This window comes from Streptomyces sp. NPDC018031, assembly GCF_044327625.1.
Taxonomy (GTDB): Bacteria; Actinomycetota; Actinomycetes; order Streptomycetales; family Streptomycetaceae; genus Streptomyces.
Map to the genome: position 1 here is coordinate 17,868 of NZ_JBIRFT010000031.1, position 15,666 is coordinate 33,533.

Sequence of the window (15,666 nt, forward strand, 5' to 3'; positions counted from 1 at the left end):
CCCATGCCGTGGCCTACCGCTCGGACCGTGGCTCCGTGCCGCGAAGACCCCGTCTTCCTCACGCTGGCCGGCCACGGACCCCTCCGCCTCGTCAGGGACCGGACGGTGGTTTCCACTCCTGGGCGCACCATGGGAGGCACAGGCCGGTCGGTGAGGAGGAGAGCGTCATGCCCGATCAGAGCCGGTACACCGTCAGTGACGTGATGACACTGACGGTGGTCGCGGTGGGGAGGCAGGCCCCGTTCAAGGAGATCGCCCGCACCATGGCGCAGTGGGACGTGAGTGCGGTGCCGGTGCTGGAGGGGGAAGGGCGCGTGGTCGGGGTCGTCTCGGAGGCGGATCTGCTGCCCGTGGAGGCATCCCGGTACGGGGCTGCCGAGGCAGTGACGGAAGCCACCGGTCCGGCGGCGCCCGCGGGACCGGGAGTACCGACCGCCGAGGGCCTTATGACAGCCCCCGCGGTGACCGTGCCCGCCGGAGCGACACTGGCCCAGGCGGCTCGTGTCATGGCGGTGCACCGGGTCAAACGGCTGCCGGTCGTCGACGACGCGGGAATGCTGCAGGGAGTCATCAGCCGCGGTGATCTCCTCAAGGTCTTCCTGCGTCCGGACGAAGAGCTGGCGGAGGAGGTGCGGGAGGCCGTCGTGGCCCCGCTCTTCGCCGCTCTCCGTGGCCAGGTGACCGTCGCGGTCGAGGACGGTGTCGTGACCCTGGACGGCCATGCCGTCGACTCCGCACTTCTCGCCCTCGCGGTGCGTCTGGCCCGCACCGTGGAGGGCGTGGTGGATGCCCGGGCCCGCCTGGTACACGGCCCGGACCCGCGCGCCGCCAAGGGCGCGGGCGGTGCCGAGGGCACCGGCTGACGGGCGCGGGTGGCGCCTCTCAGCCGCTTCCCAGTACGACTTTCAGTTCGCCGGTGTCGGGCCCCGCCGCGAAGGCGGCGTACGCCTGTTCCATGTGATCCAGCGGCATACGGGCGGTCACCAGTCCGGAAACGTCCAGGTGCCCGTAGGACACCATGGCCATGAGCGAGGGGACCGACGAGGTGTCCACCTGGCCGGTGCTGATCGTCACGTTCTTCCGCCACAGCGATTCCAGGTGCAGCGTCGCGGGTCTGCCGTGCATACCGATATTGGCGATGTGCCCCCCGGGCCGCACGACCCGCGTGCACAGCAGGAAGCTCTCCGGCGTCCCGGCGGCCTCGATGGCCACATCCGCGCCGGGGCCTTCGGCGAGCTCCCCGAGAAGTTCTCCCGGTACCACGGCGGCATCGGCGCCGAGCCGATGCGCAGCTTCCAGCCGTGCCCTGGACAGGTCGGTCACCAGGACCTTGCGCGGTGAGTGGACCCGCGCGGTGAGCAGCGCGGCCAGGCCGACCGGTCCTGACCCCACGACCACCACCGTGTCTCCGGGCGCTACGTGCCCGTTGCGCACCCCGACCTCGAAGGCGGTCGGCAGCACCTCCGCCAGGAGGACGGCCGTGTCCTTGGTCAAGGGGCCGCGAGTGGCATGGACGGAGAGGTTGGCGAAGGGCACCCTGACGTACTCGGCCTGGGTGCCGTCGATCTCCCGGCCGAGGATCCAGCCGCCGCCACCGCGGCACTGCCCGTACACGGCGTCCAGGCAGTACGGACAACTTCCGCATGCCGAGACACAGGAGACGATGACCTGTTCGCCGGGGCGGGTGTTGTGCACCTCCGGGCCGATCTCGGTGACCGTACCCACGGCCTCGTGCCCGAGGATCGTCCCAGGTCGTACCTCGGGCAGTTCGCCTCGAACGATGTGCAGGTCGCTGCCGCAGATGGCAGTCATCTCCACTCGTACGATCGCATCGGCCGGGTCGCGGATCTCGGGTTCCGGGACGGTGTCCCAGGAGAATCGGCCCGGCCCGTGGTAGACGAGCGCTCGCATCGGGATTCTTCCGATCGTCCGGTGACGTGATGTCTCATTCGTGCGGTACGACGGCGACGGGGCAGTCGGCGTGATGCACGGCGGCGTGGGCGACAGGGCCCAGATGAGGAGCCAGCAGTGGTTTGTGGCGCCGGCCGACGACGAGCAGCGAAGCCGTCCGCCCCACCTGCGTCACTGCCCGGGCGGGGCTTTCCAGCCGTACCTCGGCGGTCACCCGCACACCCGGATACTGCCTCCGCCATCCCTCCACCAGCTCCGTGAGCTCCGTCTCCGCTTGCTGTCTGACCTGGGCCGCGACGTCCGGTTCCACGCCCCAGGGGGCGTACGCGACCACCGGCAGGGACCGGCCGTGCACCAACCTCAACCGCAGCCCCTGGTCGGCCGCCGCCTCGAAGGAGAAGTCCAGCAGACGGTCGCATGCACCGTGCAGACTCACCCCCGCGACCACCCCCACGCTCTCGACCCCTGGCTCGTCGGCGGTACCGGCTTCGGCGTGCGCCCGGACCAGGACGACAGGCCGCTCGGACCGAGCTGTGACGTACATTCCGACGTCCCCCAGGAAGAAGCTCGCCGGAGCCGACAACCCTCGCGACCCCAGCACCAGCAAGCGGGAGCGCGCTGCTGCGTCGAGCAGCGCCTCCGACGCTTCCTGAGCGGTCAAGTCCTCCACGATGGGGAGATGCGGATGGCGCCGGCTCAGCTCCTTCGCCGCGTCCCGCACCACCCGTTCGGCCCAGTAGTTCTGGCTGTCCTCCGCCGGGATACCGGCGGGCGCCGGGGTCAGCAGCACCCAGGCATGCAGCAGCCGGAGGGTGCAACGTCGGCGGTCCGCCTCCGCCGCGGCCCAGCGGGCCGCAGCGAGGCTCTCGGCCGAACCGTCCAGCCCAACGGTGACGACGTCTTCCATGGCCTGCTCCTCGTCGGTGAGTGGAGCCGCCGGCTCTCCGGGCCCTGCCCTTCCCGGGCGGCGCCGTCTGCACGCCTCCGGCAGCAGAACCGCCTCCGCCGGGACGAGCGGCTTCCTCCGCACAAGTACCCTGATATCGAGGACTGCTGCCGTGTCGCTCGCTCTTCCGTGGACGTTCCTGCTCCGTACCGGCGCGATCGGACGCGCCCGGCGAGTCCCGAGGAGGTGACAGGCGGTGGTCCTGCCCCTGGTGGTCGGCGTGGACGGATCGGCGGTCGGTCTGGAAGCCGTCGACTGGGCCGCGGAGGAAGCCGCACGGCACGGCGTCCCGCTGCAGATCGTGCACGTCTCCACCCTCGAGACGCCCGCTGCCGAAAGTGTCGTGGACGCCGCCCTGGAACGGGCTGCGCTCGGTGCTCCCGGTGCCGTCGTGTCGAGTGAAGTCGTGACCGGTGCGGACCCCGCCTCCGAGCTGACCGAACGCGGGCGCAACGCCTTCGCCATCGTCCTCGGATCCCGTGGCCTCGGCGGTCTGGCCGGCCTCCTGGTCGGGTCGGTCAGCCTTGCCACGGCCGCGCGGGCAGACTGCCCGGTGGTGGTGGTGCGCGGGGACCCGGCCCACCGGTCCGACCGCTTCCGGGCCGTGATCCTCGGCATCGACGCGGGAGAGGGCAGCGGCACCGCGGCACGGTTCGCGTACCGGGAGGCCCACGTACGGCACTGCGCCCTGGTGGCAATCCACGCCGGCGGCACTCCGGTCGCCGAGGACCCCGATCAGCCAACAGCTGTCACGGGCGAGGCGGCGACCGACCCGGTGTTCGGCGAAGGGCTGCACAGCCTGGAGGTGTCCTACCCGGAAGTCGTCGTGGATCGGCGGGTCACGCCCGAAGATGCCCGGAAGGCCCTGCTGGCCGCTGCTTCCACCGCCGACCTGCTCGTGGTGGGTGCGCGACGGCGGGTCGGACACTTCGGCCTGCAGCTCGGTCTGGTCAATCACGGCGTGCTGCACCACTCACCGTGCCCGGTTGCCATCGTCCCGCAGATATGACCGCCGACCTGCCGGGGAAGGATCTGCCGGACCGCGTAGGCCACCACGCCACGGGTACTCGTCCCGGGCGCTAGTCGGAAGGTGGTGCGTGTCGATGCGGGACAGACCCTTGATCGTGGGAGTGGACGGCTCGGACCAGAGTCTGACGGCCCTGGATTGGGCCGTCGACGAAGCGGCCCGGCACGGTGTGGAACTCCGGATTCTCCATGCCTCGGTGTGGGAGCGGTACGAGGGCATCAGACCGTCCTTCGCCACCGACCGGCCCGCGGAACAGGTCATGGCCGAGAATGTCGTCGCCTCCTGCACGGAGCGGGCGCGACTGCGCGACCCGCACGTGAAGATCTCGGCCGATGTCCTTCCCGAGGACCCGGTGACCGCGCTGGTACACGCCGGCCACGACGCTTTCGCCATCGTCACCGGCTCCCGGGGCCGCGGCGGTGTACCCGGCCTCCTGCTGGGCTCGGTGAGCCTGGCGGTGGCGGGACGGTCGATGTGCCCGGTGTTCGTGGTCCGCGGCGAGAACACCCGGGGCGGGACGGGGCGCCTGGTCCTCGGCGCGCACGATGTCGGAGAGGACACGGCAGCGGTGCGCTTCGCCTTCCGGGAGGCGGAGGTGCGCGGCTGTGTGCTCCACGCCGTGCACGCCTGGCGCTATCCACTCCACCGTGGGCCTGCTCACCCGCTCCTCACCGAGGAAGCGACCGCCGCCTACGAGGAAGGCGCCTCCCACACCCTGTCCCAGGTGCTGAGCACGGCCGAGGCCGACCACCCGGACGTCGAGGTGCGCCGACGGCTCATGGAAGGCGCTCCGCACAAGGTTCTCGTGCACGCCTCGGCCGACGCCGATCTCGTCGTGCTCGGAGCCTTGCGCAGGCACGGTCACTTCGGCCTCCAGCTGGGGCGGACCGGCCACGCACTGCTCCACCACTCCGCATGCCCGGTCGCCGTCGTCCCCCACCGGATATGAGCCGGTACGGTCGGCGCCATCGGGGCCAACGACCCTGGACCCGGCGAGGGGAGCCGCATGCCCGACTGGACGTGGCAGTATGACGGCTACGACCCCGCCGCGGAACGGCTGCGGGAGTCGCTGTGCACGCTGGCCAACGGCTACTTCGCCACGCGCGGCGCCGTACCCGAGAGCAGGGCCGGACTGATCCATTACCCGGCGACCTACGTGGCCGGATGCTACAACCGCCTCACCTCGACCCTCGCCGGCGGGCAGGTGGTCAACGAGGACATGGTCAACCTCCCGAACTGGCTCCCGCTTCGCTTCCGCACCTGCTCCGCGGAGGGGCCACCCGGCCCCTGGTTCACCCCGGACACCGCGGAGCTGCTGCACTACCGTCAGATCCTCGATCTGTACCGGGGCACACTGTCCCGCAGCTTCAGCTACCGGGACCGGGTGGCCGGGCAGGTCGACGTGGAGCAGTGCCGCCTGGTGCACATGGCGGACCCCCATCTGGCGGCGCTGCGCACGGTCATCTCACCGGTCGAGTGGTCAGGGGCGGTGGAAGTGCAGTCCGCGCTGGACGGTGAGGTGATCAACGGCAACGTGCACCGCTACCGCTCGCTGAACCGCAGTCACCTCGCGCATCGGCGCACGGGCACCGATGCCGGTGCCCTGTGGCTGTACTGCCGTACCAGCGAATCCGACACCGGGGTGGCCATGGCCGTCCGCACCACGGCCCCCGGGCGAACCCTCGTGTCGACCGCTGAACCCCACTCGACCCGGCACCGTGTGGCCGATCATCTGGTGCTCCGGGCCCACCCCGGGCGGCCGGCGGTGGTGGAGAAGACGGTGGCTCTGCACACAACCCGCGACCGTGCCATCGGCGACCCGCTGCAAGCCGCGCTGGAACGGGTGACCACCGCCGGGGACTTCGCCGGGCTGCTGGACTCCCACGCTGCCGCCTGGGCCCGGCTGTGGCGCCAGGCCGAGGTCTCGGTGCCGGGCGAGGCGGGCCGGATCCTGCGGCTCCACCTCTTCCACGTCCTGCAGACCCTCTCGCCGCACACCGCGGACCTGGACGTCGGCGTACCCGCCCGGGGCCTGCACGGAGAGGCCTACCGCGGCCACGTCTTCTGGGACGAACTGTTCGTCCTGCCGTATCTCAACCTGCACTTCCCCGACGTCTCACGAGCGCTGCTGGACTACCGGTACCGCAGGCTGCCACGGGCCTGCCGCGATGCGTCCGAGGCCGGCCGGGAAGGGGCCATGTACCCCTGGCAGAGCGGCAGCGACGGGCGTGAGGAGACCCAGGAGATGCACCTCAACCCACGGTCCGGCCGCTGGCTGCCGGACCACTCACGCCTCCAGCACCACGTGGGCTCCGCCGTCGCGTACAACGTCTGGCACTACTGCGAGGCGACCGGCGACACGGAGTTCCGCCACACCAAGGGCGCGGAGATGCTCACCCAGATCGCCCGGTTCTGGAGCGGGATGGCCGTCTTCGACACCGACCTCGACCGCTACCGCATCAAAGGGGTGGTTGGGCCGGACGAGTATCACGAGGGCTACCCGGACGCCACACGGCCGGGTCTCGATGACAACGCCTACACCAACGTCACGGCAGCCTGGGTGCTGGCCCGCGCGGCGGAGTTGCTGCGCACCCTCCCGCGGTGGCGAGCCCGGGACCTGGCCGAGCGGACCGGCCTGGAACGGGACGCCCCCCAGCACTGGGAGGACGTGTCCCGGCGACTGTACGTACCCTTCCACCAAGGCGTCGTCAGCCAGTTCGCCGACTACGAGCACCTTCTGGAGCTGGACTGGGCTCACTACCGGCGGCGGTACGGCGACATCCGGCGGCTGGACCGCATCCTGGAAGCGGAAGGCGACACCGTCAACCGCTACCGTGCGTCCAAGCAGGCCGACGTGCTCATGCTCGGCTACCTCTTCCCGCCCGCCGAACTCGCCGGCCTCTTCCACCGCCTGGGCTACGGCCTGGACGACGACACATGGCGAGCCACGGTCGACTACTACCTGCGCCGCACCAGCCACGGCTCGACGCTCAGCGGGCTGGTCCACGGCTGGGTACTGGCACGCGCCCGCCGCGAGGGGGCCTGGGACCACGTGCACGAGGCGCTGGAGAGCGATGTGGCCGACATCCAGGGCGGCACGACAGGCGAAGGCATCCACTTGGGAGCCATGGCGGGCACCCTGGACCTGGTGCAGCGCGGACTGACCGGTCTGGAAACCCGGGACGGCGCCCTGCACCTGGACCCGGCCCCGCTGCCGCAACTCTCCGAATACGGGTTCTCCCTGCGCTTCCTCGGCCACTGGGGCATCCAGGTACGGCTCCGAGGGAAGGAACTGAGCATCGGCGTCCCCGCCTCCGCGGAATCGCCGCTGCGCGTGGTACTACCCGACCGGGCCGTGACCGTCGCCCCCGGCGAGGTCTGCCCCCTGGACCTGCCGTGAGACCCTGCCCGTGAAGCGGCCCCCGCGCCACAGCGACCGCGACCGCCGTGGCGAGCGGCCTCGTTCACCCACCAGGAGGGACGAGCGTGTTCTCCGAAGTCCGCCCGGCCCCATAGTCCTCCACGTTGCGGACCGTGCCGGTGACGATCTGGCCCACCGCGTCGCGGGTGTAGTACGCCTGGTGGGAGGTGATCAGCACATTGCGGAAAGTCATCAGGCGTGCGAGCACATCGTCGGTCATCACTTCCAGGGAGTGGTCGAAGAAGAAGACGCCCGCCTCCTCCTCGTAGACGTCCAGACCCACCCCGCCGAGCTTCCCCGACTTCAGGGCCGCGACCAGAGCCGAGGTGTCGATGAGCCCGCCCCGGCCGGTGTTGACGACAATGGCCTCGGGCTTCATCGAGGCCAGCACCCCCCGGTCGACCAGGTGATACGTCTCGGGGACCAGCGGCACATGCAGGCTGATCAGGTCGGCCTCGGCGAAGAGCTGTTTCTTGTCCACGTACGCCATGCCCAGAGCATGGCAGTCGGCATTCTCCACCACGTCCCAGCCGAGCAGCCGCATCCCGAAGCCGTGCGCGATGCGGGAGAACGCCGTCCCGATCTTCCCCGTGCCCAGGACCCCGACGGTGCGTCCATGGAAATCCCGCCCCATCAGCCCGTTCAACCGGAAGTCGAACTCCCGCGTACGTCCTACCGCACGAACCGTCTTCCGGTTGACGGCGAGCGCAAGCGCCCACGCGAACTCCGCCACCGCGTACGGGGAGTAGAACGCAACCCGCGCCACGGTCATACCCAGCTCGCGCGCCCGAGCGAGGTCGATGTTGTTGTAGCCGGTGGCTCGCTGCGCGATCATCCGGGTGCCTCCGGCCCGAAGCGTCTCCAGCACCGGGGCGTCGAGCACGTCGTTCACGCTGCTGCTGACGACCTCATAGCCGCCGGCCGTCGGCGCGGTGTACCGGTTGAGGAACACCTCCACGCAGCGCACACCGTGCCGGGGTGCGCACGCCGCCTCCAGCAGGGGCCGCTCGTCGGCGAGCACTCCGAACGCGATGATCTCCACCTGGGCACCGCCTTTCATGCACATCGCCTGATGAGTCGGGGACGGAAAGATGCGGGTCGGCTGTCACTCCGCCGGAACGATGCGGCGACCCGTCAGGCGGGTGACGTCGATCCGGACCCACTGTCGGCGCGGGCCACCCGGCCATGGCTCCGTGTGAGCCCGGCTGTCCAGCATCTCCGCCTCCGCGGGGTCCGTGACCATCCGCGCAGGGCCGGTCGCCAACACGCTCCATCCTCGGCTCGTGGCGTCATCGATATGGTCCACCTCGAAGGCGACCTCGGTGCCGCGGGCGGCAGCCGCCGGCGCCGAATCGGGCGCCGTGCGGAAGCAGACCGCCTCCTGGACCACTTCGTAGTTGACCGGAACGACGGCAGGGCGTCCGGACAGCACCACCGCCACCCGGCCCACCCCGTGGGTGGACAGCAGCGCACGGCATTCCTGCGAAGAGAGGTCCCTGAGCTCCGGGCGGGCCAGCGCCCTGCCGCGCCCGGGCGGCGTGTCCGCACCCGCACCGAGAAGGTCGGCGTAGGTGGTACCGAGCACGTGTGCCAGCCTGACAAGGGCCGAAGGGCTGGCGCCGTCATGCTGTTCTTCCAGGTAACGGAGGTAGCTTGCGGCCATTCCCGCCCGCTGGGCGGCTTCCTCGCGCGTCAGCCCACGTCGCTCCCGCGCAGCGACAAGACGTCGGCCGAGATCTCCCGGCGCCGGTGCGGGGCCGGCGGGGCGCTCCTCTTCCGCCATGTTCTCCATGATGCTCCCGACCGGCGTCGTCCACGACCCGTTGTGAAGGTGCCACGGGGGAATACGCACCACACTCTCGACCACCGCGCTGACCCTTTACTGACACGGTGATCACCACACCCCCGACGTACCCATGGCGCTGCCGCGCCCGCGGATCAGCGCAATCGCCGTAGGTACGGGTCGTGCCGCCGGCGAGCAGTCAGCCGGATTCGGGCATCGAGCACGGTAACGCCGTCCGGGCGGGCCACCACGGGATTGAGATCGGCGTCAGTGAGCTGCGGCAGATCACACGCCATGGGGGAGAGCCGTGCCGGCAGCTGCTCCAGCCCTCGGACGTCGGCCGGGTCGCTGCCGCGGTAGCCGAACAGCAGCGCGGCGCAGCGGGGCGCGGTGATCAGATCATGGATATCGTGATCGGTCAGCGGCGCCAGGCGCGCCGCGTGGTCGGCGAGCCCCTCAGCCGCCGTGCCGCCGAGACCGAAGAGAACCAGCGGTCCGAACACGGCGTCCTGCACGACTCCGGCGAACAGTTCGGTGCCGCGTCGCGCCATGGGCTGGACGAGGACGCCGGTCATCAGACCGGGGAAGCGGTTCGCCAGGTCGCGATACGCCTCCCGTACCCGCCGCTCGCCACTCAGGTCGAGCAGCACGGCGCCCCGATCGTTCTGTGCACCAGACCTGGCCAGTAGCCCTTGAGCGCGACACGGTCGTCCGTCGCGCCGGTGAACCGCGTAGCCGCAGCAACCGCCTGGTCCTCCGTCCGCGCCCACACGCCGGGCAACTGCGGGATCCGGTAGCACGTCAGCAGCTCCGCGCCGCGGACCGGGTCCGGCCAGCCGCCTTCCGGCTGCGCGGTGAGGAAGGCATCAACCAGAGCCTTGGCAGCGGCGGTGTCGGCGCCCGGCACCGCGGGGACCGACCCGGCGGGCCGAGCGAGCCAGCGGCCCCGTCCCACGGCGTGTGCCAGGGCGCGCGCCGCGGACTACGGGTCGGCGTACGAGGGCACCGTGTGGCCGGAGGCCGTGAGCAGCAATGTGACCGAGGAACTCTGAGCCGGCGCCACGGCGATCACCGTCCGGGGCCCGGCGCCGGAGGCATGGAGGCATGGGTGAGGCCCCGCATCGGATCGTCCCCGGTGGCCTCGACGAGCGCTGTCGGCACCAGCACCACCAGTACCGTGTCCACGGCATCGTGCTCCGTCAACCGGTCCACGCACGCTGCCAGCGCGTCACTGGCCACCGCGGCCGTGGCGACGACAGGGTTGTCGGCGGCGGCGCCCGGTGGCAGAACGGCGCTCAGCTCTGCGGCCAGTTCCGGCGGCAGCCGTGGGACGCCGAGCCCGGCGTCCGCGCAGGCGTCGGCGGCCAGAACCGCCGCGCCGCCCGTGTTGCTGACGACGGCGACGGCGGGGCCATGAGGAAGCGGTTGGGAGCGCAGCAGGGCAGCGGTGTCCAGCATCGGGGCCGACGAGCCGTATCGTCGGTGAGGAGGGTGTACACCGGACGCGCGCGGCCCTGGTCCTCGGACAGGCTGTTCTCCTCATGTGCTCTCCGGTGGATCGGCAACCGGCGCGGGTCCCTGGGCCGACTGGTTCTGGCGCGAGGGCGGCGCGGTGGCCCGCACAGGGCCGCCCACCAGGCCCCTCTCGGCTCCGCCACCGCGGGCCGGTCAGTGACCAGGCCGCGCAGGCACAGTACAGCGGACCAGCGGAAGCGTGGATAAAGCCGGACGCGCCCGCCTGTCGAACGTCAGGCCGCCGGAGTGTTTTGACCGGTACTCGTCGGGCCGGGTCCCTGGCCCGACGGTGATTTGGCTCCATCCCGGAACGTGCTACCGGTCGTCCACTTGGCTGTGGAGGTCGCTTCGCGTTGGCTGCGCTCGTGCACCGGCCGCCTACCGGGCCTGAAGTCCCGGCCCAGGCACTGAGGTCTTTCCCGTCAGTCGTCCGGCCCGCGATCTGTCTCCACCCACTGTTGTGGCACCTGCTGTCCAACAGAATGACGATGCATGGATGGAGTACTAGGCTCAGATTGAAGGACTCGTCCGAGCGTCTTACAGAAGGCCGGCGGAGCAAGTCAGGCAGCGTGGTGCCAACTAGCGGCAATCCGCTCACCACTGGAGCGAGGACGGTGAGGGCATCGTGGTTTTGCAACAAGAAGAGGTACCGATACGCAACGGATACGACATTGGGGTTGGTGTCGCAATGGCGACCGGCAGCCCCATGGCTCTGGGTGCAGTAGGCGAGGTCACGCCACCGCAGATTGGAACGGGCGGAACCGGCTCGTTCGTCTTCCGTCGCATTGAAACGACGCAGGAACTTGAAACCGAACTCCGGGTAGGGGCCGATGTGTCGGCTGGAATCGGATTGTTCAGTGGATCCGCGTCATTCGAGTTCGCGAAAAAATGTAAAATCCAATCGAGTTCACTCACCGTGCTCGTTTCTGCCGAGCGGCGTTTCGCTTTTCAGCAGATGGACTCACCGAGCTTGTCGGAAGAGGCGGCGAATCGAGTCAGGAACGGAAAGCCGCTTGATGAGCAGTTCGGCGAATACTTCGTGCGCGGCATCAATACAGGCGGGCGCTTCTTCGGAGTTGTTCGGATCGACACGAAGAGTTTGCAGGCTAAGACTGATCTGAGTGGCGCGCTGGAGGGCTCATACGGAGTGATGACGGCCGAAGCCAAGACGCATATCTCGGAAGCCATGAAGAACGCTGAGGGGCGGGCCGAGGCATTTATCACTTACGATGGCGGTAACATCACCTCCTATCCGAGGAGTCGTGATCCGGTCGAGATAACAAATCAGATGTACGGGACGATGGATGAGTGGTCCACAAGCGTTCGGAGTGAGCCGAAACCGTACGCAGTCACGCTTGCGCCCTATGTGATCGCCTTGGGCCCTACCCCGCCAAATGCTGTCGACATCGAGAAGCAACGCAGAGTGCTTATTCGGTGTGCCAGACTCCGATCTAACGGCATGGACATGCTCAACCTTGTGGACTACATTCTCGACGGTCGGCACGCTGATGAATTCGAGATAGCAGCGCCACCCGCAGGGCCGGACTTGCCCGCCCTGCAAGCTGCACTGGTGAGTGATCTGCTTGTCATCGAGGATGCCGCCTCCTACGCCATTGAAAATCTCAAGGAGGCTCGCGATCCCGAAACGTACATGCGGGATGTCCGAAAGGTCCCCGACTTCCGACTGACTTACTTGCCCGCCAACATGCCGAAGCAGACGGGGGCACGCCCCACAGTAGTGATACCTCAGTGGGGATATCTCCGCGTGGCCCAGAATGGGGCCGAGCCTCACATTGTCTGGCCGCAGGAAAGGATTCCAAGCGCTACAGAAATTGGTTTGACCATTGACGTCGTCGAGTGGGCTCCTACGCGTTCCATTGATTTCCATGACGCCATCTTCTCAACGGATCCTCCGGCCGGGGCAAAGGTGCCCGTAGGAACCACAGTGAAAATAAAGGTTTACAGGATGGAAAGTGCATAAATAACCCGTGCAGTGGAGTCGCTCGCATGTTCCAGCATCGGGTGGCCGCCCTTGCGTGAAGTGGAGCTGGAGCTCTCGATTGGCTTCGATCGCTCGGCTGTAGGGCGGCACCGGAAAAGTCCTAGCTGATCGCCAAAGGCTTCAGGGGGCCCACGGCGAGCGTCTGGCCCCTCCTTTCAGATGCCAGTGACCAGGTTGCGCAATGTTGAGGACAGCTCGTTCAGGCAGCGGACGTAGTTTTCGCCGATCAAGTCCGATGGCTCAGCCGGCGTCTCCGCCGCGTCCAGGACCGGATGGGCCAATCCCGAGCTGAAGGGATCCAGTAGGTCGCTAGCGGCCCCGAGGATGCTGGCGCCCAGGACCGCGAGTGCAGCGCTGGGGGGGGGGTAGCTCGCCGACGGTATCGCGGTAGAACTGCTGAAGCTCTCCCAGAGATGCAGTGCTCCAGTCGAGACCGTGTTCGGCCCGCAGTGATACCCAAGCCTGGTTCACCTCCGGTGCGAGAGCGACCAGGGCATCTTGGTGGTCAGCGACGGATGCCGCGTTCCACTGAATCGCGTCAACCTGTGCGGCGACGGCCTCTGTTGCTCCTGCCGAATTGGCGCCGTCGTAGCGCTCCAGGGACCGCAGGAGTGCATACAGTCCGTCACAGACCAGCAGATGCTGGGCGTGGAACCGGTAAATGCTCCGCTCGAGGGGTTCGTCACCGGGCAGGCTGCTCTCATCCATGCTGGCAGTTGTGATCCAGACTTCATAGAAGTCATCGCGCGGAGGATCATTCGCGATCGACTGGCGGTAATTTGCGCATAGCCAGAAAAGACCCGAGCCGATGCCCAGCACGATGCCATGCGCTGGTGAGACGAAGGACGCAATACCGCCGGCTACGACCAGGGCTGCCGCGGCGTTGTTGTCCAACAAGGCAGCTCGTGTGGCTTCTTGCTTGACGCGCTGCCGTTGCTCGTCACTCACGTCAGGCATCGACACACTCCTAACGGCGCTCACTTGTAGTCAGCCTCATCAAAGCATCGCCTCAAACTGCACTGCTCGCCCTTCGTGCGGGTCATTCGGGTAGTAGCCACTCCCGCTCACTAAGGGTTGTCCCGCAAAGCCTCCGGTGCCCCCAGGTGACGCCGGCAAGGCAGCTCGGGACATGATGGCCCTCGTGACGAACTGCTCCCAGACACCGCCAGCGGGGCGGGGGCGTCGCTGTTCGCCGCCGAGAGACGTCACGGTCTCAAGCGGCGTCAGCGCGTCCTCGACTGGCTCGCGGAGACCGGACGCAGCCACATCGGCCCGGTACGGGAACCGTCCTTCGCCCCGCCCGCCGGGGAACGGCTCGCCCACCGCGACCGAGTCCTGCGCGAACGGCTGGACAACCCAGACAACTTGATTCCCGTCCATCCGGTGCACGACCAAGTCGCGTGGGCCGGAGAACCGAACTGGACCGAACTGACCCGCCTCGTCTACGGCCAGCCCAGCAACGTCTTCGGACACGGCAGCAAGGCCAGGGCCGTGGAACGCCGCCGGTGGGTCCGCGAGGCGGCCCGTGACCCGAAGCGCACCGTTGTGACGGAGCACGGCCTCAACCTCCGCATGCTGCGGGCAGCCTGCTATGTCTTCGTCGCGGCGCTGACCGCCATGCGCGACAGCGAGATTCACGAGATCGAGCGCGGGGCGCTCACCCAGTACTACGGCGCCCCCGCGCTCGCCTCCCGGAAGGTGAAAGGGGACGACTCCCGGCCCCGCGGCTACTGGTGGATCATCGAGCCGGTCGCGCGAGCCATCGCGGTCGCTGAACAGCTCACACGGCACGACACGAGGGTCTTCACCGCGGTCATTGCACAAGCCGAGGGACACGAGGGGGGCTTCGACGCCGCGAGGGACATCGACGACTTCATCGCCACCGTCAACGCCAACCGCGAGCACACCGGCCTCGAAGAGATCCCCGAAGCGCTGGTGCGGCCCCACATGTTCCGTCACACCATGTCGATCATCGCGGCCCAGGAACCCGACGGCGAGATCGCGCTCGGGCTGCAACTCAAGCACGCCGCCCGGCGGGCGATGGCGAACCGCACCACGCTCGCCTGCGGCAAGCCCGACGCGAAGTGGGTCAAGGAGTTCGACAACCAACTGCAGGTCGCCGCCGCCAAGAAGCTGGTCTCCCTGCTCCAGGCCCGCCGAGCCGGCCAGACCATCGCGGTCGGCCCCGGCGCGGCGCAATTCCACGCCGGACTCGACAAGGTCAACGACATCCTGGACCAGGCCGGGACACTTCGCGCCCAGGTCGCCGACGAACGCCTGGAGATCACCCTGCTGCGGGACGAGTTCGCCGACCTCCACCTCGGCACGGTCAACCACTGCCTGTGGAACGCCCCCACGGCCGAGTGCCAGAACCAGCTCCCACGCGATCAGCGCGGCCAGGCACCGCTGCTGGGGGCTTGCCAACCGTCCCGGTGCCGCAACTCGGTACTCACACTCGCCCATGAGCCGATCTGGCGGATGGAGGAGGCCGACCTCTTGGAGCTACTGAAGAAGAAGCTGTCCAAGCCGCGGCGCGAGCAGGCCCTGGCCCGCCTCGCCGAGGTCCGCTCGGCAACCGCTCAGTTCGACAAGATGAAGGAGAACGCCTGATGCCGGTGTCTGCCGCCACGGAGACGAAACTCCGCGAGGCCATGGCCCGTCTGCTGGCCGGTGAGCCGCTGCACACCGACGGCGCGCTGACCAAGGAGAACCTGGCGCGCGAGGCGAAGGTCAGCCACGCCACCGTCCACCGGGCCGAGGAGATCCTGGCCGAGTGGGATGCCAAGGTCGCCCGGCCTGTGCTCCGTACGCCGGGAGAGGTCCAGCGCGACGAAACCATCGCCGAACTGCGCAAACGACTCCGCGAGGCCACCGCCAGGGCGACCGAGCTGCGGGGCAAGGTCGACGCGCTCGCCACGGTCACCGCGAACCTCTACTACGAGAACCTCGAACTCAAGAAGAAGACCACCGCCCAGGGGCAACGCCGGATCGACGCACTGCCTGCTTCGGGCCCCTGGCTGGAGTAGATCTGCTGACGCCGAAGCCGAGACGCAGACGTGGA

15 protein-coding genes are annotated in these 15,666 nt (G+C 68.8%); 7 read left to right on the plus strand and 8 right to left on the minus strand.

All coding sequences use genetic code 11. The features are described 5' to 3' along the window. Positions 1–167: 167 nt before the first annotated feature. Positions 168–863 carry a CBS domain-containing protein gene (locus ACH4B3_RS33350; RefSeq protein ID WP_398469380.1) on the plus strand — a complete coding sequence of 232 codons (696 nt, stop codon included), beginning with the start codon at positions 168–170 and terminating at the stop codon, positions 861–863. A 19-nt stretch (positions 864–882) separates the two neighbouring features. Here the strand turns inward: ACH4B3_RS33350 and ACH4B3_RS33355 are convergent, their stop codons facing one another. Continuing rightward, a complete protein-coding gene (locus tag ACH4B3_RS33355) occupies positions 883–1,911 on the minus strand; it encodes an alcohol dehydrogenase catalytic domain-containing protein (protein WP_398469382.1) in 1,029 nt (342 codons plus the stop codon). Between the two features lie 34 nt (positions 1,912–1,945). Next, positions 1,946–2,818: a universal stress protein gene (locus ACH4B3_RS33360; protein WP_398469384.1), complete on the minus strand. Its 873-nt coding sequence runs from the start codon at positions 2,816–2,818 to the stop codon at positions 1,946–1,948. Positions 2,819–3,068: 250 nt separating this feature from the next. On the opposite strand from ACH4B3_RS33360, the gene ACH4B3_RS33365 reads away from it, so the two are divergent. The 3 genes from ACH4B3_RS33365 (at position 3,069) to ACH4B3_RS33375 (ending at position 7,284) form a co-directional block, all read left to right on the plus strand. Further along, entirely contained in the window at positions 3,069–3,866 is a 798-nt protein-coding gene (locus ACH4B3_RS33365; RefSeq protein ID WP_398469386.1) for a universal stress protein, read from the plus strand. A 94-nt stretch (positions 3,867–3,960) separates the two neighbouring features. Then, complete coding sequence (locus tag ACH4B3_RS33370; protein ID WP_398469388.1) at positions 3,961–4,833, plus strand: universal stress protein; 873 nt, start codon at positions 3,961–3,963, stop codon at positions 4,831–4,833. Positions 4,834–4,890: 57 nt separating this feature from the next. Further along, a complete protein-coding gene (locus tag ACH4B3_RS33375) occupies positions 4,891–7,284 on the plus strand; it encodes a glycoside hydrolase family 65 protein (RefSeq protein WP_398469390.1) in 2,394 nt (797 codons plus the stop codon). A 64-nt stretch (positions 7,285–7,348) separates the two neighbouring features. Here the strand turns inward: ACH4B3_RS33375 and ACH4B3_RS33380 are convergent, their stop codons facing one another. The 5 genes from ACH4B3_RS33380 to ACH4B3_RS33400 form a co-directional block, all read right to left on the minus strand. Beyond that, a complete protein-coding gene (locus tag ACH4B3_RS33380; protein WP_398469429.1) occupies positions 7,349–8,347 on the minus strand; it encodes a 2-hydroxyacid dehydrogenase in 999 nt (332 codons plus the stop codon). Positions 8,348–8,410: 63 nt separating this feature from the next. Beyond that, positions 8,411–9,088 carry a helix-turn-helix domain-containing protein gene (locus ACH4B3_RS33385; RefSeq protein ID WP_398469392.1) on the minus strand — a complete coding sequence of 226 codons (678 nt, stop codon included), beginning with the start codon at positions 9,086–9,088 and terminating at the stop codon, positions 8,411–8,413. A 155-nt stretch (positions 9,089–9,243) separates the two neighbouring features. Continuing rightward, positions 9,244–9,738 carry an acetate--CoA ligase family protein gene (locus tag ACH4B3_RS33390; RefSeq protein WP_398469394.1) on the minus strand — a complete coding sequence of 165 codons (495 nt, stop codon included), beginning with the start codon at positions 9,736–9,738 and terminating at the stop codon, positions 9,244–9,246. Beyond that, on the minus strand, positions 9,723–9,995 hold the full coding sequence (locus tag ACH4B3_RS33395) for a hypothetical protein (protein ID WP_398469396.1): 273 nt from the start codon (positions 9,993–9,995) through the stop codon (positions 9,723–9,725). Before ACH4B3_RS33395 ends, ACH4B3_RS33390 begins: the two co-directional genes overlap by 16 nt. A 161-nt stretch (positions 9,996–10,156) precedes the next feature. Beyond that, positions 10,157–10,546, minus strand: coding sequence for a hypothetical protein (locus ACH4B3_RS33400; protein WP_398469398.1), 390 nt, complete (start codon positions 10,544–10,546; stop codon positions 10,157–10,159). A 682-nt stretch (positions 10,547–11,228) separates the two neighbouring features. Here ACH4B3_RS33400 and ACH4B3_RS33405 point away from each other — a divergent pair. Further along, positions 11,229–12,584 (plus strand): hypothetical protein, encoded by a 1,356-nt coding sequence (locus tag ACH4B3_RS33405; protein WP_398469400.1) that lies wholly within the window; start codon positions 11,229–11,231, stop codon positions 12,582–12,584. Positions 12,585–12,914: 330 nt separating this feature from the next. Here the strand turns inward: ACH4B3_RS33405 and ACH4B3_RS33410 are convergent, their stop codons facing one another. Continuing rightward, positions 12,915–13,562 (minus strand): hypothetical protein, encoded by a 648-nt coding sequence (locus ACH4B3_RS33410; protein WP_398469402.1) that lies wholly within the window; start codon positions 13,560–13,562, stop codon positions 12,915–12,917. A gap of 426 nt (positions 13,563–13,988) precedes the next feature. Between ACH4B3_RS33410 and ACH4B3_RS33415 the strand changes: the two genes are divergently transcribed. Both ACH4B3_RS33415 and ACH4B3_RS33420 read left to right on the plus strand, forming a co-directional pair. Beyond that, entirely contained in the window at positions 13,989–15,215 is a 1,227-nt protein-coding gene (locus tag ACH4B3_RS33415) for a hypothetical protein (RefSeq protein ID WP_398469404.1), read from the plus strand. Beyond that, entirely contained in the window at positions 15,215–15,631 is a 417-nt protein-coding gene (locus ACH4B3_RS33420; protein ID WP_398469406.1) for a hypothetical protein, read from the plus strand. The genes ACH4B3_RS33415 and ACH4B3_RS33420 overlap by 1 nt, the downstream gene beginning before the upstream one ends. Positions 15,632–15,666 lie beyond the last annotated feature (35 nt).